The sequence below is a fragment of the Nitrosomonas communis genome (assembly GCF_900114745.1).
Lineage (GTDB): Bacteria > Pseudomonadota > Gammaproteobacteria > Burkholderiales > Nitrosomonadaceae > Nitrosomonas > Nitrosomonas communis_A.
The window spans coordinates 46260-67663 of the sequence record NZ_FOUB01000018.1; the positions used below are offsets into that span (position 1 = coordinate 46260).

At 43.1% G+C, this 21404-nt stretch carries 21 protein-coding genes; 10 read left to right on the forward strand and 11 right to left on the reverse strand.

The features are described from left to right. Positions 1-170 precede the first annotated feature (170 nt). A complete protein-coding gene (gene phoB / locus BM122_RS08855; protein ID WP_074905254.1) occupies positions 171-896 on the reverse strand; it encodes a phosphate regulon transcriptional regulator PhoB in 726 nt (241 codons plus the stop codon). Between the two features lie 127 nt (positions 897-1023). Between phoB and BM122_RS08860 the strand changes: the two genes are divergently transcribed. Both BM122_RS08860 and ubiE read left to right on the forward strand, forming a co-directional pair. Continuing rightward, positions 1024-1422: a gamma-butyrobetaine hydroxylase family protein gene (locus BM122_RS08860; protein WP_074905233.1), complete on the forward strand. Its 399-nt coding sequence runs from the start codon at positions 1024-1026 to the stop codon at positions 1420-1422. A 46-nt stretch (positions 1423-1468) separates the two neighbouring features. After that, a complete protein-coding gene (ubiE, locus tag BM122_RS08865) occupies positions 1469-2203 on the forward strand; it encodes a bifunctional demethylmenaquinone methyltransferase/2-methoxy-6-polyprenyl-1,4-benzoquinol methylase UbiE (RefSeq protein WP_074905234.1) in 735 nt (244 codons plus the stop codon). 250 nt (positions 2204-2453) lie between these two features. Here ubiE and BM122_RS08870 read toward each other — a convergent pair whose 3' ends face one another. The 7 genes from BM122_RS08870 to BM122_RS08905 all read right to left on the reverse strand — a co-directional run bounded on the left by BM122_RS08870 (position 2454) and on the right by BM122_RS08905 (position 10336). Continuing rightward, positions 2454-3356: an FAD:protein FMN transferase gene (locus BM122_RS08870; protein ID WP_074905235.1), complete on the reverse strand. Its 903-nt coding sequence runs from the start codon at positions 3354-3356 to the stop codon at positions 2454-2456. A 394-nt stretch (positions 3357-3750) separates the two neighbouring features. Beyond that, positions 3751-6498: a DUF3570 domain-containing protein gene (locus BM122_RS08875; RefSeq protein WP_074905255.1), complete on the reverse strand. Its 2748-nt coding sequence runs from the start codon at positions 6496-6498 to the stop codon at positions 3751-3753. A 20-nt stretch (positions 6499-6518) separates the two neighbouring features. Continuing rightward, the gene (locus BM122_RS08880; protein WP_074905236.1) at positions 6519-6746 is read right to left on the reverse strand and encodes a DUF4266 domain-containing protein; all 228 of its coding nucleotides are present in this window, start codon (positions 6744-6746) and stop codon (positions 6519-6521) included. A 53-nt stretch (positions 6747-6799) separates the two neighbouring features. Next, positions 6800-7315: a TlpA disulfide reductase family protein gene (locus tag BM122_RS08885; protein WP_074905237.1), complete on the reverse strand. Its 516-nt coding sequence runs from the start codon at positions 7313-7315 to the stop codon at positions 6800-6802. Positions 7316-7351: 36 nt separating this feature from the next. Beyond that, on the reverse strand, positions 7352-7816 hold the full coding sequence (locus BM122_RS08890) for a hypothetical protein (protein WP_074905238.1): 465 nt from the start codon (positions 7814-7816) through the stop codon (positions 7352-7354). Positions 7817-8030: 214 nt separating this feature from the next. Beyond that, the gene (locus BM122_RS08895) at positions 8031-8774 is read right to left on the reverse strand and encodes a hypothetical protein (RefSeq protein ID WP_074905239.1); all 744 of its coding nucleotides are present in this window, start codon (positions 8772-8774) and stop codon (positions 8031-8033) included. A gap of 959 nt (positions 8775-9733) precedes the next feature. Further along, entirely contained in the window at positions 9734-10336 is a 603-nt protein-coding gene (locus tag BM122_RS08905) for a calcium-binding protein (protein WP_074905241.1), read from the reverse strand. 147 nt (positions 10337-10483) lie between these two features. On the opposite strand from BM122_RS08905, the gene BM122_RS08910 reads away from it, so the two are divergent. The 7 genes from BM122_RS08910 (at position 10484) to BM122_RS08945 (ending at position 18443) form a co-directional block, all read left to right on the forward strand. Then, the gene (locus BM122_RS08910) at positions 10484-12043 is read left to right on the forward strand and encodes an adenylyltransferase/cytidyltransferase family protein (protein ID WP_074905242.1); all 1560 of its coding nucleotides are present in this window, start codon (positions 10484-10486) and stop codon (positions 12041-12043) included. A gap of 143 nt (positions 12044-12186) precedes the next feature. Next, positions 12187-12381 carry a (2Fe-2S)-binding protein gene (locus BM122_RS08915; RefSeq protein WP_074905243.1) on the forward strand — a complete coding sequence of 65 codons (195 nt, stop codon included), beginning with the start codon at positions 12187-12189 and terminating at the stop codon, positions 12379-12381. Positions 12382-12422: 41 nt separating this feature from the next. After that, positions 12423-12887: a bacterioferritin gene (gene bfr, locus BM122_RS08920; RefSeq protein WP_074905244.1), complete on the forward strand. Its 465-nt coding sequence runs from the start codon at positions 12423-12425 to the stop codon at positions 12885-12887. Between the two features lie 767 nt (positions 12888-13654). Then, the gene (locus BM122_RS08930; RefSeq protein WP_074905246.1) at positions 13655-14791 is read left to right on the forward strand and encodes an ABC transporter permease; all 1137 of its coding nucleotides are present in this window, start codon (positions 13655-13657) and stop codon (positions 14789-14791) included. A 144-nt stretch (positions 14792-14935) separates the two neighbouring features. Continuing rightward, a complete protein-coding gene (locus BM122_RS08935; RefSeq protein WP_074905247.1) occupies positions 14936-15631 on the forward strand; it encodes an ABC transporter ATP-binding protein in 696 nt (231 codons plus the stop codon). Then, positions 15628-16716 (forward strand): HlyD family secretion protein, encoded by a 1089-nt coding sequence (locus BM122_RS08940; protein WP_074905248.1) that lies wholly within the window; start codon positions 15628-15630, stop codon positions 16714-16716. Before BM122_RS08935 ends, BM122_RS08940 begins: the two co-directional genes overlap by 4 nt. 179 nt (positions 16717-16895) lie before the next feature. Beyond that, a complete protein-coding gene (locus BM122_RS08945) occupies positions 16896-18443 on the forward strand; it encodes an efflux transporter outer membrane subunit (protein WP_083398415.1) in 1548 nt (515 codons plus the stop codon). A gap of 81 nt (positions 18444-18524) precedes the next feature. Here BM122_RS08945 and pyrC read toward each other — a convergent pair whose 3' ends face one another. Both pyrC and rsmI read right to left on the reverse strand, forming a co-directional pair. Then, positions 18525-19571: a dihydroorotase gene (gene pyrC / locus BM122_RS08950; RefSeq protein WP_074905249.1), complete on the reverse strand. Its 1047-nt coding sequence runs from the start codon at positions 19569-19571 to the stop codon at positions 18525-18527. 7 nt (positions 19572-19578) lie between these two features. Then, positions 19579-20451 (reverse strand): 16S rRNA (cytidine(1402)-2'-O)-methyltransferase, encoded by an 873-nt coding sequence (gene rsmI, locus BM122_RS08955; protein WP_074905250.1) that lies wholly within the window; start codon positions 20449-20451, stop codon positions 19579-19581. Between the two features lie 188 nt (positions 20452-20639). Between rsmI and BM122_RS08960 the strand changes: the two genes are divergently transcribed. Further along, a complete protein-coding gene (locus BM122_RS08960; RefSeq protein ID WP_074905251.1) occupies positions 20640-20951 on the forward strand; it encodes a YraN family protein in 312 nt (103 codons plus the stop codon). A gap of 20 nt (positions 20952-20971) precedes the next feature. Here BM122_RS08960 and BM122_RS08965 read toward each other — a convergent pair. Continuing rightward, a partial coding sequence (locus BM122_RS08965; RefSeq protein ID WP_305728202.1) for a transposase occupies positions 20972-21404 on the reverse strand: 433 nt, incomplete at its 5' end.

The following is a 21404-nucleotide window of genomic DNA, read 5'->3' on the forward strand; positions in this document are numbered from 1 at the left end:
TCTCGGTATGTTTGATTTGGAAATGGAATTAACATCTTCCCATTTAACTGCCTTTGAAAAGATTAGTTTGCTACGTATTATGCGCGAAAAAGCAGATAGGCATAGAAAAAGATAGTGATTATTAATAAGAATACCAAAGGATAATACTCAAAATCAATGCAGCCCAACTTTTATTCAGCGCCAACTTCACAGCGGGTAGAAAAACGGTAACCTGCTCCCCTCACAGTTTGCACCAATTCATCTTTGCCTGCTTCTTCGAGCGCTCTACGCAGCCTTCGTATATGAACATCCACTGTACGATCTTCCACAAAGACATGGTCTCCCCATATACGATCAAGTAACTGCTCCCGGGTATGCACGCGTTCGGTATGCGTCATCAGAAAGTGCAATAGACGAAATTCAGTCGGTCCCAAGGCAATTTCTGCTGACTTTGCGCCATCTTCCAGATCATTAGCGATGACTCGATGCGAGGCTGGATCTAATCTTAACCCGCCTACTTCAACCACTTCATCTGACACTTCCGGTAGGCGTCGGCGTAGCACGGCCTTGATGCGCGCAACAAGTTCACGCGGTGAGAAAGGCTTAATAATATAATCATCTGCACCAATTTCCAATCCGGTTATCTTGTCACTTTCCTCCACTCTGGCCGTTAACATGATAATAGGAATCATCTTGGTGCGTGCTTCTCGCCGCAGCATGCGAGCAAGCTCAATGCCGCTCATATTGGGTAGCATCCAATCCAGTAGCACCAAATCCGGCAACGCATCGTTAACCATATCCTTTGCCTCTTCTGCACTTTTAGCGCACAAAACGCCATACCCTGCAGTGCGTAAGTGGTATGAAATCAGCTCCTGGATTGCGGGCTCATCTTCCACGATCAGTATTGTTGCAGGCATTATACTCGTGACTCCATTCAAAAAAAATTCTTTAGAAATTTCTGAGATAATATATCGGCAATATTGCATTTTTGTGACAATCATCCTAGCTGCTATTTATTAATAATCTCAATTTTAAAAAACATCTATGGCAGGCCTTAGTAAACATACTCCAATTCCCACTGAAATAAAATTTCATCAGAAATCCAGGATACTGGAAATTTCCTTCAGCGATGGTAAGACTTTTCGATTACCCTGTGAGTTTCTTCGCGTCTATTCTCCGTCAGCGGAAGTACGAGGCCACGAGCCTGGACAAGAAGTTCTGCAAACTGGCAAACAGGATGTGTCCATCACGCATATTGAGCCAGTCGGCAATTACGCCATCCAGTTAAATTTTTCTGATGGCCACAATACGGGACTTTATTCATGGGATTTACTTTATAATTATGGATTGAATCAAGATGCAATGTGGCAACATTACTTGCAACGGCTAATTGATGCTGGTATCAACCGTGAAAATAATATGAAGGATATGTCTAACTCATAGCCTATATATTGCACTTATTTTCTTAATACTCAACTAATCATTTGAAATGACAAAAACTACCCATTTTGGTTTCAAAACCGTTTCAGAAGCTGAGAAAGCACACAAAGTTGCGGATGTTTTTGACTCGGTAGCTGCACGCTACAATCTGATGAATGATGTCATGTCACTCGGTTTGCATCGACTGTGGAAACGATTTGCTGTCGAAACCAGTGGTGCAAAAGCGGGAGATCGGATTCTTGATATCGCCGGTGGCACTGCAGATTTGACGGCATTGTTCGTTGATCAAGTTGGTGAAACAGGCCAGGTTTGGTTAACTGATATTAATAATTCCATGCTGGCAATCGGGCGGGATCGCATGCTGAATGAAGGAATAGCCGTTCCAGTAGCCCAATGTGATGCTGAAAAACTACCATTCCCTGATAATTTCTTTGATCATGTCAATGTCGCCTTTGGCCTGAGAAACATGACTCACAAAGATATTGCACTCAAAGAAATGCTGCGTGTGCTTTGTCCAGGCGGATCACTTACTGTGCTGGAATTCTCAAAAGTATGGAAGCCACTCCAACCTTTTTATGATACTTATTCTTTCAAAGTGCTCCCTCTCATGGGTAAATTAATTGCTCGGGATGAAGGAAGTTATCGTTATCTTGCCGAATCGATTCGTATGCATCCATCGCAGGATGAGTTGAAACAACTCATGCAGCAAGTTGGATTTGAACGGGTAGAATATTTTAATTTGGCTGCTGGTGTGGTAGCGCTGCATCGCGGCTACAAATTTTAGAATATTTCCCAAGTATTTTTGCGAAAGAATCACTGCGTATGGTTCCTTGTGCTTCATCTACTAAAATGCCTTTCTAGATTCTAATTCCATTTTCAGATCAAACATGACGCCAAGGCGAGCCGCAGGCAGGTTAAATAATACGACAAGGTGAAGCCGACAAAGTCAGTTTTGATTTAGAAATGGAATGATACGGCAAGGAGAGCTGGCAGAGTCAAATTTGATTGAGAAATGGAATCATCTCTTTGATCAATCAGCATTCTTCCGTGAGCGAACCTCCCACTTGCCCATCAACATCTACCCACAAATGAGGTAAACCAAGCTCAGCAAGCCAATCTTTGCCTTGCTGCTCTTTTAGCATCCCGATCGTTGAAGCGCTGCCCGCAATAACACAAAAATCACCTACTACACTTACTGCAGCCATTCGGTTTACAGGCCAGCCTGTCTTTGGGTTGAGCACATGACCATAACGGATGCCATTTATGGTAATACAGCGCTCATAATCCCCACTGCTGGCAACTGCACCTGAATATAGCTCTAGCGTTTGTAATAACGTATCGGGACGACGCGGGTGACATATCCCGACTCGCCAGGGACTGCCGTCCGCATGCGGGCCAATAATTTTGATATCTCCTCCCAAATTGATCATGCCATGATGAATGCCCCTATCCCAACATATCGTAGCAGCACGATCTACTGCGTATTCTTTAACGACACCACCCAGGTCAATCTCCATGCCAGCAAGCGGGAATTCAAGCACAGGCGAGGCCCACCTCAATTTATGCCAGCCAATTTTATCCAGCAAGGCTTGAATAACCGCTTCATCCGGTAACTGATTTGATTTAAAATCCCAGGCACGGCGCAAAATACCCGAGGTAATGTCAAAAAGCTCATCACTCTCCCGATAACAGGTGTCTGCGTAATCCAACAAGCCGGCTGTTTCGTTATCGACAATAATACTTCCTCCTTCCGCTGCGATCCGATTAATCTCAGACAAAAAGCTACTTTCACGATAACGGGAATAAATCGATTCTAATCGATGAATATCAGAAATTGCTGCATCCATAGCACGCCCAGCTTTAGTCTCGGTTACAGCATAAATCTGTATTTCACAAGGCGTGCCCATCGCTTTAAACGGAAAACGGTACAGTTTCATTAAAAAGGGAATACTCAGGTAGTCATTCAGACAATTCTAGAACCTTTATTTTCATTTCTATAACCAATGAGACGAGTTATACGCATCCAGGTTCTTTCAAATAAATTAAAATGAGTAAATAATAAATTATTTACTTTGTCACTTTTTAACGACAAATTTTCTGGAATCTTAACTAAGATAGAAATTTCTTGCAGTAAATTACTTATAAACTCACTGCGATCATTGAATAATGTTTGGCTGAGTGCGAGAAAATATTATAGTTTAGTTGCTACGGCTCGCCTTCGTGTTATATTTGATTTGGAAATGGATTTAGCTGCGCTTTACAATCTGCTGGTTTTCCAACCAGCTACCTCAAGAAGCGAATAATTAAATCCAAAATACACTAAAGGGCACCCTAAAAGCTATAATGCCAAGTAGCTGATAACCCGCCCTTACGCTCAAGCTGAAAACCATTCACATCCTGATGCAGTGGTTGCACCCATTCGAAAGCAAAGTGATTGCCAGCAAACTTGCCACTCGGTACCGAAGCGTTTACACCGATGCCTATATCCCAGTAATGTCCTCCTTGATTCTCAGGGAAATCCATCGGCCCAATACGCGCATTAAACTGGTTGAAATCTCCGTGTATTCTATCGCGGTAGGTATAAACGCCTCGCACTGATGCCCCCAGCCAATGAGTCAAATGATACCCTCCCCAGGTAGAGGCTTGAAAAATATCACCGAGTCGATAGCCCGATTCGTTACTGCTTTCCATTCGCTTGACGCCATAAAGCTGGGTTCCCCAGTACCAGCGATTGCTTTTCCCAGTATACGTCACATTAGGCATGAAATCCCACGTGCCGCTTCCTAGCTGCATGTCAAAGTGAATAAGCCCTCCATCGGCCTGAAACATACGCCGAAGTTCCAAGTCTACTTTTCCGGTTGGTGCACTGACACCTAAGCCCACATGTAGACCATGCCCAGGTAAATTTAGCAACTTGTAAAGTGACATCAGAATGGTGTCACCGACACCGCCGGTTGTATGCCCACCAATGCCAGTATGCTCGTGGACACCCGGCGTGGGTGGTGGGCGCCCGGTAAGCTCACGTAAATTCATGTCCATATCCACGAATTGCGGCATGATCATTAGATTCAACCAGCGGGTGGGTGCATACATAATATCGAGCATGTGCATTCTCATGCTCATATCTTTCGGGGCAAAGCGGCACAATGCGAGGTCGCTACAACCTTGATTGACAATCGCCTGATCGCTGGCATGGTGTGTTCCATGCAACATATCGCCTGTTTGACGTGAATACATGAAGCGGTATCCCACCATCAATTCACCTGGATTACCCAGCATGTGTCCAAACATAATACTTGCCGGGACATGATCTATCCCATGTACATGCTGTTGGCCATGGCCATTATCCGCATGGTTATGCTGGTTTTTTTTATTCACCCGGGAGTTAATGGCATCCATATCAACTTTTATTGCAGCATTGGCAACGTAAAAATCAAAATCAGCAAAACTGCTATGACCATTTCCACCTAGTTTAAGCGCGCTGGCCCGCGTGTAATATTCAAAGGCTGCTTCTAATTCGACTCCTTTGGCAAATTTCTTATTAACTACAAAGCCGCCGCTCAATGAACCAAAACCAGACAATCGGTGATCACTAGAAAAGCTTTTAGGTAGCTTGGCAGCATCAAATGAAACCAACTGAGGTTGTAAATTAAGTTCAGTTGCATCAATTGGATTGCCATTCACATCGAAAAAGTTACCATTGCCATTACGAAAAAATTGTTGATTGGGATTATCCGAATTAACCCAGATTTGCCGCCCCGATGCATCGATAGCAGGGCTACGAAATGCCTGAGTAGAAATGAGAAAAGGGTTATAAAAATCAGCTGAATCTTGTGAGTAATAGCGAATTCGAGGCGTAACAGTCAAACCATAACCCAGTGGTTGCACCCAATCCGCTTCAAAAGTATGCGCATGGATTCCCCAATCATCGAATGAGAATTGGTAATTCAGATGAAGAGCAGCATCCAATGGGCTAATATGCTGCACGAATTTACTACCTAACGCCAGTTGATTGCGGATATTGGGTCGCTGCTCCAATAAGGCACGCGCATCACCCATTATGGGGACATTGGGATCAGGACTGATGGCATTTGGGTTAACAAAAATAACCGTCATTACTTTATACGGATTTTCCATAAACCCACTACTATGGGTATAACCGATGTTGGTATCAATCAGCGAGTTCTTACCAAGGACCTGAGTCAAGCCTAAATTAGCTGTCCAATCCTGTCGATCGCCTTGTAATATATCCGAGCCACTGCGCCGTTCGATTTGATTGGCATAAGCGGTCGTAGTTAAATAAGGCACAAGATCTGGGTCGAGAATGGCGGATGTTTCACTGCTGGTATAAGCTGCTCCATATTTCAAGCTGGTTAACTTCTGATTGAAATCGAGACGACCGCTGATATTGCCATAACTGGATTTATAATCCCTTTCTAATGAAAATCCCCCTCCCACATTAAGCGCCGCCTCATTCCATTCATAACCCAGTTTAAAATTTGCCTGATTACGTGTTTCAGGCGATGCGGAAGACAGAACCAGTACATTACGTGAATCAACAACTTGTCCAGCATCGGGTGTGAGTCTAAGTGGATTTAAATTATGATCCAGCAAAACCTGGGTATTGACGAAAGGAGAGGCCCCAACGGTAACCACTCCATTGGGTGAGTTTTGCAGAATCGGCCGATTTCCATTCGCCACTAAAGGCGCTGTTGTAACAGGCGTCGCACCCGACCACGTATCCTGAGTATAGTTAAAGGAAAACTTAACTCGATCATAGAAGGTAAAATTGCCACTTCCATGGATTACATCAACCGTAATAGGCTTCAGGTTGCTATGTACATTGTAAAGATTGCGTTTACCTTCTTCATAGCGGATATATTGGAAACTGACGTTGTCACTACTGGGATTTGCACCGTGTGCAGAAGACAGTAACAAACCCGGCAAAACAAGCGCGGCAGAAGTCAATGCTTGCAGCGCTGTTTTACTGGAAGGAGAAGCTGAATTGGCTTTTAAATCGCTAGATTCAAGTTCCTCGGCTGAATATTGAGTTGAGCCAGCTAAGAGTGGATCGTTCAAACCTATTTTCATGATATGGCTTAGAAACAGCCACAGCCGCCGCCTCCCCCCGAAGAATTAATGCTGGCAGCAGCTTCACGACTACCATAAACGTGCGCCTGAATAGCGCTTTGTAATGGGTTAGGCTCCAGCGCCATTTCCGGTTTGGCAAGATTACCACGCTCCCAGGCCGCTACATGGACACAGCCTGATAATCCCGATACGCTGAGTAAAATAGCGAAAATGACAACAAAATGAGTGACTTTCATCAATGAAGTCAAGCTAAAAATTTTTATACCGTTACTATGAATATCAACTAGCTCTATAGTTCTTCTTGCAGCAATTCCTCAATCAAACCACGCAACTCTTCAGTTTCCCCAGTCCGGAAACCACGATGAATATGTCGGACCAAACCTCTTTTGTCAATGATATAAGTGGACGGCATGGCCATCACTTTGAAGTCTTGAGCGCAGCGTTTACTGGTATCGACCATAATAGAGAAATTAACAGGACGCTTGGCAAGAAATTCCTTAGCATCTTCAAGATTTTCGTCCAGATTAATGCCGATCACCTTCAGACCTTTGTCTTTAAATTCATGCATTAATTGGCTCATGAAGGGAAACGATTTCACACACGGAGGACACCAGGAAGCCCAGAAATCAACATAAATCACTTCACCTTTCATTGCCTCCCAATCTTCAGCAGATTTTCCATCCAAAGAAATCAACTGACAATGCGGCGGCGGCGTATTTCCTTCCAGGTGCGCCCTGACAGGCGTTACCATAGAAAGGCACAATATCAGGCTGGCTGAAAATAATAAACTCGTTTGCTTGGTCATTTTAGTAAAAATTTATGATCATCATCAAAATTGAGATTATTCGAACTGATCCACCACAATATCTGTACCGGTATGCACGCCTGTAGCAGTGTTGCAATGCCATTCAACTTCAAAATCCCGAACACCGGCAATCGTTTTGTCCGCCATCATAAAATACGTTCCGTTACCTCCTTGCAATGTTACAAATGGGCTGAATTCGGCATCACCCGGTGTGGTATCGGTAATACTGATTGCTTTGCTGCCTTTATGCAGCTGGAGGCTGACAAACATGCCAGGTGTGGCAGGAGAGTTATCGCGAATACGAGCAACAAGATGATCAGGCGGCCCATTGCCATCATCAAGGCAGGTCACGCGCGCCAACGCTGTAAACGTTGCCTTGTTGCCAGCAGGATCAAGCGTCGCACCCCCACCATGTGCACTGATCGTTGCAGTATAACCAGCAATTAAGGTCAAACTTACCACCATCAATACTTTTTGCAGAAATAAATGGTTCTTTGCCATGTTTTCTTTTCCTCTTTCTTACTCTTCTTTCAAATATTCAATTAATTTAATCATTAAAAACATATGGGTAAGAGCATTATCGAATCAACTTCATTTTTCACAATTTTTTAGCAATGGCTCGCAAGCATACCCGTTTTAACTGACTAAAAAAATCATCTATCTTTATTGATGCAAACGAGATTCACGATCTCGTTTGCACATGTCTAGTATAACGCTATTGAGGCCAAACTTGCTGACCTTCGAACTTAATCGGCATATCACGGTTGATCTGGGCAGCTGACGGCTTCACCTCGACATCGACACCCGCACTGCATGAGCTAGGTAGCGGATTCTTCGTTAAATCACGATTAATTGTTAATGGAGCGGGACCATCATCTTCCGCACTCACACGATCAAACGGCGTTCCCAGATTATTATGCGTCCATAAATCAACAACTCCCTCCACACCAAATTGATCTACACCTGTAATCTTGCAAATAGTCGCAATAGACACATAGACTTTTACACTATTGGCACAAGATGCCGGCTCAATACTAGGTGCAGTCAATCTAAACTGTGTGGCCATGGTGAGATTGTGTGGCACACCTGGTCCCCCACCTGCCCAGAATCCAACCACATTGCCATTCGGGTCTGTTTTTTCGTCCATATGATCAAATACAGCACGATTAAAAATGAGTTGAGCGTTATTTCCGTAATTTGTCAAAAAATCTGTTATTGGACCACTATGGGGTTGGCCATTCACCAGAATAGTTGAATCAATCCCATCAGGAAAAACAACTGACGTTCCAATGGCATTATTTTCGCCACAGGTATGACCTAGCAAGTGATTAATGGCACGAGTGCCTTCAGTCATAGTCGGTATATCTAACCTTGTATGTGCCAGCACACTTTGCCCCACACTTACCAGCATAGTCGTAACCAAAGTCAGCGTTAATATTTTAAGCTTTCTTTTTTTCATATTGCCCTTTTTACTCATTTTTTATACGTTTATGATTTAATCAAGAAGCAGTCCAAAAGACTCATCCCAGCTACCGGGTTAATTTATTAATTGAAAATGAAACTAGAGTACCGGTGACTAATCATCTTTTTGCAAAGGAAAGAGGAATAGTCACAAACATTATCTGGTCTGCTCAAATAAATAACAATGCGACAAATTGTCGCAGTTATTATTTCAAACGTGCCTTTGAAATCTATTGTACTTACAGAACTGCTTGAAAATGAATGTAATCTGAGCAAAGTTTATTTATATAATTACTGGAAGGGTATCGGGTTGCGACAATTTGTCGCATGGCAGAGCGTTTATTGGTTGTTCTAATACCTCCTTTATTCGAATAAAACGCCCAGCTGTGGAGATAGCAACAGGATATAAAAGCTGATAAACAAGCGCTTCCAGATAGAGTTATATAATAGAGTTACATAAATCCAATTTGTACCGTTACCCTTTGCGTCCGCTAGAGAGAGGCTGATAACTATTCAGGCTATATGACAAACAGTACTTTTTAGTATTTTATTTGGACTGAAATAATTGTTTGACTAAGTAGACTAACGCAAGTATTGGGTGGCGTACATATACGCCAGCTAGTACTGTTTCTGATCCTAGCACATATAGCTCATGGCGAATTATGTTAGTCGGTATGCGCTGGGCTAAATACCGTGTGGCAAATAATATACTAGGTTTGAGCAAATTCGACTGAAGTTTATGCAGTTGCAACAGAAAATCACCCCGTACAACTATATTGTTAAAGCCAGATGAGCCCCAGAGCAGCATTCTTGCTGCTCTGGGGTATTTTTTTTACACCTGATAAAAAATTAATTAGGTTGCCGCGTAGACAGCAGCAATTCTCGTAGATTAAATAATTCTCAATATAAAAACATCTCGCTACAAAATGAATGCGCTTGGTGATTGAAGAAAATACCTCAAACTGTAAAGACAATCATATCTGCCGTAATATCGTTTAAATTGATACCAATAAGGTCGATCGATGCTTCTGATCCGAATTCCACCTTAACTCCATCCGCTCTTTGGTTAATATTTGTTATTAAGGGAGCGAGCTGTTCGAGACTATTAATTCCAATCTTCTCAGAATCAAAAAATAAGCGATCTTGGCCAATAGTAAAATCGGTTACCCGAAAATGCCCCAATGCATAAAAACCAAACGTATCGTTCTCACTCCCCCCCGTCAACTGATCACGACCATGGCCAGCACGAAGAATATCATCACCTGCGCCACCAAAGAGCTTATCGGTTCCTAACCCACCATCCAGGTCATCATTGCCAGCATCGCCATCCAATGTATCGTTACCATCTCCACCTGTTAATGTATCGTTTCCAGCCTCTCCTTCTATTTCGTCATGACCGGATCCGCCTTCAAGGACGTTATCCGTTTCATCACCAATAATCAGCAAATCATTTTCGTTAAATCCACCCGAACCGAAACCGAGAAATTGGATGCCATCGATTATCTCAAAAATATTCCCAGAATTGCTGAGATTGGGACGAGGTTGAGTACTCACAGCCATTATGTTATCTCCTTGTACATTAAAGAAATTTCCTAAAACATTATTATTTAATCATTCAAATAATAATGAGTTTAATTCTCAATATTAACAAATAATCAGTAGAATACAAGAATAATGTGAATTAAATCGTGCTAATTATTAATGACTATGACTGAGAAACTTAAGAGCGCCTTACAGCGCGCGCAGGAGCTTATTGTTACCGGCAATCTAAATGAGGCAACCAAAATTCTAGAGCCATTAAAACATGAGCATCCATTATCACCTGATGTTGCCAAATTATGGTGCTCGATGGCGATGCGATCTGAACGAACAAAAGAGGTTCCAGCCTATGCCGCTAGTATTTATGACCATGTACAAGGTGATTTCCAGAAAGCACGCTGGGCGCAGATTATGGGAATAGCAAGCTTTCTATTATTGGATTTGACAGCGGCTCATGCTCACTTTACCAGCACAATTCATCATTTAACGTTACTCGCCAAATCGGGAAAAGCTCCGGCCAAAAAAAAACAAGCGGAAGAACAAGCCGGTACAGAAAATATTTTTACCTCTGGTAAGGCTGAACAGTTGTTATGGGCAACCTGTGCAGAATTGGCTTCACAAGGCATACCCGCATTTCCTTTTGCTGGCACTTTGCTCGGTTTAGTTCGTAATGGTCATCTACTAGAGTTTGATAAGGATCTGGACATTGCGGTATGGATTGAATCCTGGGAAGCATGCTGCAAGGCTCTTGAGAAAATGGGATGGTCCAGGGTATCAATGGGTTTCAACTACAACAATTACCGTGATTATGTGCATTCAGAAATTGGAATAACCCTTGATCTATGTGGCCTACAGCACAGGAGTGATCACAAAATCGTAGGAGGCTTTTCTTTGCCAGATTATCCGGAAGAATATCAACGGGTTTCCGTCTTTCCTGAGTTCGATTTAATCAAACGCAGCACAGAGTATGGAGATGTATGGTTCCCACAACCTCCCGAGAAAATTTTAACCGCCTTCTATGGTGATTGGCGTACCCCCAATCCCTATTGGGATACAGTGATATCTGCCTTAAATCTGGAAAAATTTACTTTGTTGGTGCGATGTTATGCTTACTATCGCCTCACCCAGCGTTGGCTATCCGGCGATCTGGTCAAAGCATGGTCGTATGCTCACCAAATAGCTCTGAAAGATCCTGATGATGCAACCGTTTTGCGTAGTCGCCAATGGCTAGAAAGAGCAATATCCTATTTAAGTCAGGATATTCCATCCTGGCCTAGGAATCGACCCCAGAAGCGTGTTTATACACGGATGGTGGCCGATTTGTTTCACGAAGGTCACGTCAATTTCTTACGGGAAGCACGTGCACTGGGTACCCATTTAACGGTTTGTGTTGTTTCAGATACGCGGGTTCTTGAGAATAAAGGAAAACTCCCCGTTATGACTCAAGCTGAACGTACTGTAGTCGTCTCTGCTTGCAAATACGTTGACGCCGTTATAACTGAGAGCCCTGTTCATACATCGCCAGAGTTTATGGAGAAACATGGCTTTGCAATTTATACATTCGCTTGTGCTTCTGAGAAAGAACGCATAGAAAAATATAAATTATGCGCGACGCTCCCCCCCGATATGATTAAAGAAATTGACTATACACCCGGTATTTCTACATCTGATCTTGTACTGCGTATTTTAAATGGCGCAGGAAGCACAAATCCAGAATCGGTAGAATAAACATCAATATACATGGCAATAGGATCAGTTTGCATTTTCTACAAAAACAAATATAATTACGAATCATTCTCATTAATGATATTATTTGCTTCCTATTTGTACAAGCAAACTACTTTCAAATCAATCGACAAAAGGCGTATTTCATGTATATTTGTGTCTGCAAGGGAGTTACTGATCATGCAATTCGCGAAGCTGTTCATCAAGGTGCTGAACGGATGCGTGATCTTAAAGCCAGTTTGGGAATTACCGAGCAGTGTGGAATCTGTGCCTGCCATGTAAAAAGAGTGCTCGATCAAGCATTAGTACGAAAAACTCCGGACCAACCCCTTGTTACCTAAACCTACTCGATCTTACGAGTCAACCGTTAAAGGAGACAACTATGAAAGGGAATGCAGACATTATTAGTAGGTTAAATCGTCAACTATTGCTTGAATTAACTGCAATCAATCAGTATTTTCTCCATGCCCGGATGTACAAAAACTGGGGGCTTAATCAACTCAACGAGCATGAATACAACGAATCCATTGAGGAAATGAAACACGCTGACAAACTTATTGAGCGTATCTTGTTTCTAGATGGATTGCCCAATTTACAGGATCTGGAGAAGCTTTTGATTGGTGAATCGCCCCAAGAATGCGTGACATGTGATCTTACTCTGGAAAATACTTCACGTGAATCGCTGCTTGCTGCAATTGCTGCCTGTGAAACAGCTCAGGATTTTGTTTCGAGGGAAATTCTTGAGCATATTCTTGAGGATACAGAAGCACATATCGATTGGCTGGAAACACAATTGGATGTCATGCAAAAGGTTGGTATTCAGAACTGGCTACAAAGTCAAATGTAAATTTTGTTCCGTCGCTGGCATAAAACACCAGCGGCATTCTAGCCAGCCAGCCTCCCCTCCTCCCAAGCAAGCCAGCCAATAATCTTCACTGACGCTAACTGAAAATAAGCTGTGAAGAAATCAAATGAATATCCTGTAGAGCAAGAATCAATTCGTGGCTTAACTGCCAGCCAATATACTTGGATCAGATGAAAATCTGAGAACGATCTCAGGCAATGGAAAGTATTTGACAAAAAAGACCTGAATTCACGCCAATCATTTCTAAATCAAAACCGACTTTGTCGGCTTCACCTTGCCGTATTATTTATACTGTCTGCGGCTCGCCTTCGCGTCATTTTTGTTTTGGAAATGGAATAATTTCACTCACCCTCAGTAAAACCAACTGCTCCCAAAAATTGGGTTGTTCAGACATTTTCCAGTTCACTTTGATCAGTGAGATACGATCAGTGTAAATTAGTGCATAGAAAAATTCGCACTGTGTAAGCTGACGAGATCTTCCGCTTCCACAAAATGAGAAAAACACTACATGAAGGCTTAATGGAAAAAAAGCGATAATTGCCCCAAGATAAACAGGATTCATTACCCATAATGGATGCACGTTGCAGTGATTCATCATCCATATCGATTGTCTCACACCATGAGTCTATTATTCCATTTCTAAACCAAAACTGACTTTGTCGGCTTCACCTTGCCGTATTATTGATACTGTCTGCGGCTCGCTTTCGCGTCATTTTTGATTTAAAAATGGAATTAGAGGGAGGTGGTAAATGAAAGGAATTCTGAAACTTGCCTTTAAGCTTCTTGTAAATGACAAAGGTAAATATGCCGCCTTATTGGTGGGAATTACTTTTGCCGTATTTCTCATGGTCCAAATGACATCCATTTTTTCTGGAATTCTTGCCAAAGCTTCCTCAACAGTTATCAATCTGGGAGCTAAAGTATGGGTACTGGATCCCGCAGTCAATAACGTTGCAAACAGTATCCCAATGCCCGATTATGTGCTTAATGCCGTTCGCAGCATTGATGGTGTCGAATATGCTGTCCCGATGTATTCTGGCGGCGCATTAGTCAAGCTTAAAAGTGGAGTTTTTCAATCCGTCACTATTTTAGGCTTGGATGATAACAGTCTAGTCGGCCGCCCCGAGCTTATCGAGGGAAAGATTGAGGATATCTATGCTGAGAATGCCTTTATCGTTGTGGATGATGCAGAGATTTCCAAACTGGAACATCCCCGTACAGGCACAGAATTTGAACTAAACGATCATCGCGGCGTTATCGTGGGTATCGCGAAGGTAGCAAGCAGCGGATTGTTCGGAATCCCAACTCTTTATACGACATACAGTAAAGCGATTCAGTATATCCCATCAACACGATTCACAATTGCTTTTATTCTCATTGAACCGAAAAGTAGTGATGCAATTCCTCATATTCAGAATCAAGTGAAGCGACTGGGATATGAGGCACTCACCGAAGAACAATTCATGCAAAAAATTTCCAATTACTACAAATATAAAACGGGGCTGGGAACCAACATTTTCATTATGACGATTGTGAGCTTCCTGGTCGGTTTGTCAATCTCAGGGCAAACATTTTATACCTTCATACTGGAAAACCTCGAAAAATTTGGTGCATTGAAGGCGATCGGTATCAAAGGGAAGGAACTTGTTTACATGATTCTTTTTCAAGCTGTACTCGCAGCGGTAATTGGGTATGGATTAGGAGTCGGTTTTTGTACCCTTATCATCACAATCGCTAAACTCAAAGTTCCTGAGTATTCCGCCAATATCACTTTTAGTACTCTGTCTTTTGCGTTTGTAATGGTTCTCATCATCGCAGGAATTTCAAGTTATATTGGGATTAGAAAAGTATTAAAGATTGAGCCTTTCGACATTTTTAGAAGCTGAATCAAACCGGCTTCAAAATCGGATAGTCAAACTTATAGCCCATAGAATGAATGAGTTTAATTATGAAAATGTCATTTTGTTAGATAGAGCGGCCATAAATATTACCTGGCTTAATTGTTCCAATTTTATCAATGGGATAATAACGTGGCGCCTGCAATCTCTGCTAATAAATTAACAAAATGGTTTGGTGAAGGTGATCTCAGAGCCTTTGCAGTAAGAGAAGTTAGTTTCGAAGCTTATTTCGGTGAAATATTATTTATTGTAGGCCCATCAGGAAGTGGAAAGACGACATTATTGAGCATGATCTCTGGTATTTTGCGTCCCAATTCAGGAACGGTAGCGATCGATGGCGTGGATATCTGGAAACTGGCATCTGATCAGATTGCCGAATTTCGATTAAACAAAGTAGGTTTCGTTTTTCAGGATTATCATCTCTTTCCACGCCTCACTACCGCTGAAAATGTCGCTATTCCTCTCATTCTTAAGAAACAGAACTGGGATGAATCCATCAAAAAAGCAGCCTATTACTTAGAGATCGTAGGACTCAAGAATAAGGCGGAGCTTCCGCCGGTCAAGCTGAGCGGTGGGGAGCAGCAACGTGTTGCCTTAGCCAGAGCGTTGGTCAGTCAACCGGATTTAATGATCTTTGATGAGCCCACTGCCTCGCTGGATGGAGATACCGGGCGACGCATCATGGATTTTGTAAAAAATAACATACTTACAGACAAGCGGTGTATTTTGATTGTTACCCACGATAGCCGTATTTTTGAGTATGCCGACAGGATGATGAAAATGGAGGATGGCAAAATTGTCGGTATCGAGAAAGGGAGAAATGATTGAGGAACCAGATCATTATCATCATTGCCCTATGTGGAGTGATTGCTGGTTGGATGAGCGCGTATCTATTCGGTATAGAGAAGAAACCGCAGCCACCTGTTTTCAATCCAGCGCCGAATCCTTATGCCAAGGGTATCTACTCGACAGGCATTATCGAAAGCTACCAATCAACAGGTGAAAATATCAATCTTTATCCAGAGGTTGCTGGCGTCATTACTCAAATTCTGGTAGCTGAAGGACAAACTGTCAAACAAGGAGAGCCTTTGCTCCAAATAGATGATTCCATTCAGCGAGCCACAGTCGAGCAACAACATGCACAAGCCGATGCAGCGTTAGCACTACTGGAGGAATTAAAAGCTCAACCAAGAAAGGAAGTTCTGGATGTTTCTAAAGCGCAACTGGATTTTGCGAGAGCAAATCTGAAAACTGCCGAAACACAATTGGAAAAACTACAACACGCCTATGAGCTGGATCCGAGATCAGTCAGCAAGGATAGTCTGGATAATGCGATCAATGCGGCCAAAGTTGCTAAAACTAGTCTTGTGATTGCTCAAAAGAACTACAACCTGACTAAGGCAGGCGCTTGGAGTTACGATATCCAAAATCAGGAGCGTCAGTACATCGCCTTAACCAAAACTTATCAAGCGGGCAACGCCTTGCTCGCAAAGTATACTATCAAAGCACCTGTCGATGGTGTGATTATGTCACTACGAGCGACAATCGGTAACTATATTTCACCGCAGGGCGTCTATGACATGTATACAGAAAGTTTCAAACCGGTTGTGGTGATGGGTAATTCAGAAAACAGCCTGGCGGTAAGATGCTATGTCGATGAGATTCTGATTCACCGGCTTCCGGATGTTTCGGAAATAGATGCGCAAATGTTCATACGCGGCACTGATATTCGTATTCCTTTAGAGTTCAGTCGTTTGCAGCCTTATGTTTCGCCAAAGATCCAGTTATCGAACCAACGAACTGAGCGGGTGGATGTCAGAGTATTACCCGTACTTTTTCGTTTTGAGAAACCAAAAAATATTCAATTGTACCCAGGTCAGCTGGTAGATATTTATATTCGGGCGAGTAAATAGTGACATAAAAAGGCTTAGAGTTTGTGAGTAATAAATCCTGATCGCTCTATTCGGTTGCATTGATTACAGTAAAAAAAATATCACAATCATTTATAAAGTACAGAAATATAAAGATCCACGACAATTAAGGTTGGATCTTGAAAGAAAAGTACCTACGCCGGAGAATGGAGGAGCTGTGAATGTACGAACATTTTTTTCATTTCAAGGCAAAGTACATGCTGGCCAGACTATGGACAGTCTGGTTACTGGCAACGACAGGTTGCGCTGTTGGCCCAGACTTTGTTCGTCCGCAGCCACCAGAGACTGAGCGCTATGTTCCTGGCAAGCAATTACAGGAAACTATTTCAGCAAATGGACAAATACAGTATTTTATGCAAGGCGCTGAAATAACAGCCGATTGGTGGCAATTATTCAAATCTCCCAAATTAGACGCTCTGGTAAAAGAAGCCATCGCCAACAACCCAACTCTAGAATCAGCACAGGCTAGCTTGCGGCAAAGTCAAGATAATTTACAAGCAGGATATGGCGTTTTTTTTCCTCAGATTGATCTCTTAGGAGGGGCAAGCCGCCAGAGATTCTCAGCTGCCCGCTTCGGGAGCCCTGTTAGCAGCATTTTTAATCTCTTCACACTATCAGCCAGCGTCAGTTATGCGCTAGACGTATTTGGCGCTCAGCGGCGCACTGTCGAGGCCCTTAGCGCCAGCAGGGATATTCAACATTATACGGTTATAGCTACTTATTTGACACTGATTAGCAATATTGTAAACACTGTGATTGCCCGGGCAGGTTACGAAGCTCAGATTCAAACTACTCAGCAATTGATTGAATCACAGCGAGAACAAGTCAAGCTTACGGAATTCCAGATGCAAGCAGGTATCCTTGAGTACGAAAAACCGGTCCACTTGAGATTGCAGCTTGAAGTGCTCGAGTCCTCTCTCCCCCGGCTCATGCAAAAGCGCAGCCAGGCCGAGCACCTGCTTGCTACATTAATCGGTCAGCTTCCAGGAGAACATGAATTTGAAAAGATCGATTTGGCTGACCTCTCGCTACCAACCAATTTGCCAATATCGCTTCCTTCCAGCTTAGTACGGCAACGCCCTGACATTCTATTGGCTGAGGCTCAATTACATCAAAACAGTGCCAATATCGGTGTCGCTACTGCAGCGATGTTCCCTTCTTTTACATTAAATGCTACTTATGGTCAAAATAATAGAAATCTCCTGGATATTTTTTTAAGTAGTGGTAATTTCTGGAGTATTGGCACCAACTTTGTTGCACCATTATTTCATGGTGGTGCTTTGTGGTTTCAGCGTAAAGCAGCCATTGATGCCTTTCAGCAATCGCGCGCGCAATATCGCCAAACGATACTTAACGCTTTAGCGCAAGTAGCTGATGTTTTGCTTGCATTGAAATATGATGCTGAAGCGCTGCAGCATCAATCACAAGAGCTTCATTTAGCACAAGAAAGAATGCACCTGATGCAGGCTAATTATCAGGCCGGTCTTGTTAATTACCAACAAGTATCCATTGCAGAAAGTCAGTACTTTCAGAGCAAGTTAAATTACCTACAAACATTAGCACTGCGTTTTCAAGATACTGCTGCCTTATTTGTAGCATTAGGTGGCGGCTGGTGGAACATGGAAGAAAAAAAACTATCCTCCCGAGAGGATGAAGTATTATTTGATGTTAAGGTATCAGAAGAAATGGATAAAGCAAAAACTGATTAAAGACGGTGAAAAAGATAGATGAAAATGCAATGGATATTTTTTTCTAATTTTCTAAAAAAATCAATTCAAGCTTAAAAAGATTTATAGGCTCAACAGTTTCCAGGAAACATTTTCACCTGCCCGCAATGGAACCAGCTTCCCTTCCCCAAATTCCAGGCATTGAGGTATTTTCCAGCTTTCCTTGATCAAGGTAATATTATTTGTATTACGCGGCAAACCATAAAAATCCGGGCCATGAAAGCTAGCAAATGCTTCCAGCTTGTCGAGCGCATCTGCTTGCTCAAAGGCCTCTGCGTAAAATTCAATCGCTGCATAGGCAGTATAAATGCCTGCACAACCACAGGCACTCTCCTTACTCGATATTGGATGCGGAGCGCTATCCGTACCCAGAAAAAATTTTGTATCGCCGCTAGTCGCAGCCCCAATCAAGGCAAGGCGGTGAGTTTCTCGCTTCAGAACAGGCAAACAATAATGATGAGGGTGGATACCACCTGCCAACAGCGCATTGCGATTAAGCAGTAAATGATGGGCAGTAATTGTGGCAGCGAGGTTGTTTGGAGCTGCACGTACAAACTCGACCGCTTCACGCGTCGTGATATGCTCAAATACGGTACGCAGCCTCGGAAAACGTTGTATCAGCGGCTGCAGTACCTGATCAATAAAAACACTTTCTCGATCGAATACATCGATATCAGGGTCAGTGACCTCACCGTGCAGCAACAGGGGCATGCCAAGCTGCTCCATCATTTCTAAGGTTTTAAAGCATCTTGCCAGATCCGTCACACCGGCATCGGAATTAGTTGTTGCACCAGCAGGATAAAGTTTGACTGCATGCACAATACCACTCTCTTTAGCCCGTTTAATTTCATCTGGAGGAGTATTGTCAGTCAGATAAAGCGTCATAAGCGGTTCGAAATGTCCCTGCAGAGTTTTTGGTACGGCTGCCAAAATACGCGCTCGATAGGCTACTGCCATCTCAACAGTAACAATCGGTGGTCTGAGATTGGGCATGATGATCGCTCGGGCAAACTGTCGAGCGGTATCAGCTAAAACATCCTGCATTTGTTTGCCATCACGCAAATGCAAATGCCAATCATCAGGGCAGGTAAATGTTAGAGTTGTTTGCATAAAAGTGTCACAAATCCTTTGATAGCTTGGTTAACGCTTCTTTCTTAGACAAAGCAAATGTATACAGCTTCTTCTTATTTCCACCAGTAATCTCGGCTGCCAGTTGCACTGCCTGCTTCAGTGGTAAATTTTCCATCAAGATATGCAGCGTATGTTCTACCTGTTCGGTGATCTGGTTGCCATTTTCCGTTGCTGCCGGAGAGAGTAGCAATACGAATTCACCTTTTTGCTGATTTTCATCAGATTGCAGCCATGCCAGGACATTACTCAAATCAGAGGTATAAATGGTTTCGAATAATTTAGTCAGTTCCCTGACAATGGTTATCTGGCGCCGTTCCCCAAACACTGCAATCATATCCATCATACATTCCAGCAAGCGATGTGGAGCTTCATAAAAAATTAAGATGCAGGAGGTTAAGGATTTCAGTGATTCTAATTTGCGTTTGCGCTCACCGGACTTAGTCGGTAGAAAGCCATAAAATAAAAAATGGGGCGCTATTATGCCCGAGGCCGATAGCGCACACACGGCTGCATTTGCACCCGGAATAGGTACTACCCGATAGCCTTGCTCTCTGACATGATGAATCAACAGTGCGCCCGGATCTGATATGCCAGGGGTGCCCGCATCTGTTACCAAGGCAACCGACTTTTGTGCCGCCAGCATGTTAATGATTTTCTCGGTAGCAGCACGTTCGTTGTGTTGATGTAGTGTCATCAGACGGGTGTGAATCGCATGATGCACCAGTAAGCGTTGGGTAAGATGAATATGCTCAGCTGCAATAATATCCACTGCAGCCAGCACATCCAGTGCGCGCAAACTGATATCGCGTAAATTTCCAATTGGTGTGGCAACTACATATAATGTGCTTTTAGTCAGCATTCTTGATTCTGGTCGGTTTATTACCCCATTTACAAATCATACATGGCGCGAAGGCGAGCCTAGACAGTATAAATATTATGGCCAAGGAGAAGCCGAAAAAATTAGGTTTGATTTAGAAATGGAATGATATTTTTCAAAATGGATTGTCGCACATCCTCAACATATAAAGACTACAAAAACAAGTTATCATGAAGGGATCTGACGCTGAACACTTAGCTGCCCTGTTCCTGCAACGTCAACACCTGGTTCTGCTCGAAAAAAACTACCGTTGCCGTTTTGGTGAAATTGATCTCATCATGCGAGAGGGGACAACATTAGTTTTCGTCGAAGTCAGAATGCGATCGAACAATTATTTTGGCGGTGCTGCCGCCAGCATTACGACAACCAAGCAAAACAAGCTTATCCGTGCTGCCCGGCACTATTTATCTAGACTGTACACTACACCTCCATGTCGATTTGATGCCGTGCTACTGACAGGTCATCATGATCCGGAAATATAGCCTAACCAGTTAAGAATGATTCAGAATGTATAGGATTTAAAAAGCATCTCAACGGTCTGGTTTTGTTGTTTACGCAGTGCTTTGGCCTGTGCCCATTTATGTTCGATGGGATTAAGATCAGGAGAATAAGCGGGTAAGTATTCAAGGGTGTGCCCAGCGTTTTGTATGGCCTCTTGCGTATCCTGCCTCTTATGGAAGGTAGCATTGTCCATCACAACGACCGCATGTGACGGCAATTTAGGCAACAGGTCCTGCATCGCCCATCCATGAAATACATCGGCGCTGATATTGACTGCAAACAGGCTGACGGTTATCAATAGCTTTCCGATCAGGGCGCCAATCGCGTTGATACGACCTTGCGCATGCCAGTCATGCGTGCCATGACATCTCTGGCCAGCGGGTGCATAACCGTGCGTGCGCGGCGCATCCTGTGCAAACCCACTTTCATCAATA

Bases quoted from the DNA above. Each gene is read 5' to 3' on its own strand.
- phoB (WP_074905254.1), bottom strand. From the start codon at position 896: ATGCCTGCAACAATACTGATCGTGGAAGATGAGCCCGCAATCCAGGAG.
- BM122_RS08860 (WP_074905233.1), top strand. From the start codon at position 1,024: ATGGCAGGCCTTAGTAAACATACTCCAATTCCCACTGAAATAAAATTT.
- ubiE (WP_074905234.1), top strand. From the start codon at position 1,469: ATGACAAAAACTACCCATTTTGGTTTCAAAACCGTTTCAGAAGCTGAG.
- BM122_RS08870 (WP_074905235.1), bottom strand. From the start codon at position 3,356: ATGAAACTGTACCGTTTTCCGTTTAAAGCGATGGGCACGCCTTGTGAA.
- BM122_RS08880 (WP_074905236.1), bottom strand. From the start codon at position 6,746: ATGAAAGTCACTCATTTTGTTGTCATTTTCGCTATTTTACTCAGCGTA.
- BM122_RS08885 (WP_074905237.1), bottom strand. From the start codon at position 7,315: ATGACCAAGCAAACGAGTTTATTATTTTCAGCCAGCCTGATATTGTGC.
- BM122_RS08890 (WP_074905238.1), bottom strand. From the start codon at position 7,816: ATGGCAAAGAACCATTTATTTCTGCAAAAAGTATTGATGGTGGTAAGT.
- BM122_RS08895 (WP_074905239.1), bottom strand. From the start codon at position 8,774: ATGAAAAAAAGAAAGCTTAAAATATTAACGCTGACTTTGGTTACGACT.
- BM122_RS08905 (WP_074905241.1), bottom strand. From the start codon at position 10,336: ATGGCTGTGAGTACTCAACCTCGTCCCAATCTCAGCAATTCTGGGAAT.
- BM122_RS08910 (WP_074905242.1), top strand. From the start codon at position 10,484: ATGACTGAGAAACTTAAGAGCGCCTTACAGCGCGCGCAGGAGCTTATT.
- BM122_RS08915 (WP_074905243.1), top strand. From the start codon at position 12,187: ATGTATATTTGTGTCTGCAAGGGAGTTACTGATCATGCAATTCGCGAA.
- bfr (WP_074905244.1), top strand. From the start codon at position 12,423: ATGAAAGGGAATGCAGACATTATTAGTAGGTTAAATCGTCAACTATTG.
- BM122_RS08930 (WP_074905246.1), top strand. From the start codon at position 13,655: ATGAAAGGAATTCTGAAACTTGCCTTTAAGCTTCTTGTAAATGACAAA.
- BM122_RS08945 (WP_083398415.1), top strand. From the start codon at position 16,896: ATGTACGAACATTTTTTTCATTTCAAGGCAAAGTACATGCTGGCCAGA.
- pyrC (WP_074905249.1), bottom strand. From the start codon at position 19,571: ATGCAAACAACTCTAACATTTACCTGCCCTGATGATTGGCATTTGCAT.
- rsmI (WP_074905250.1), bottom strand. From the start codon at position 20,451: ATGCTGACTAAAAGCACATTATATGTAGTTGCCACACCAATTGGAAAT.
- BM122_RS08960 (WP_074905251.1), top strand. From the start codon at position 20,640: ATGAAGGGATCTGACGCTGAACACTTAGCTGCCCTGTTCCTGCAACGT.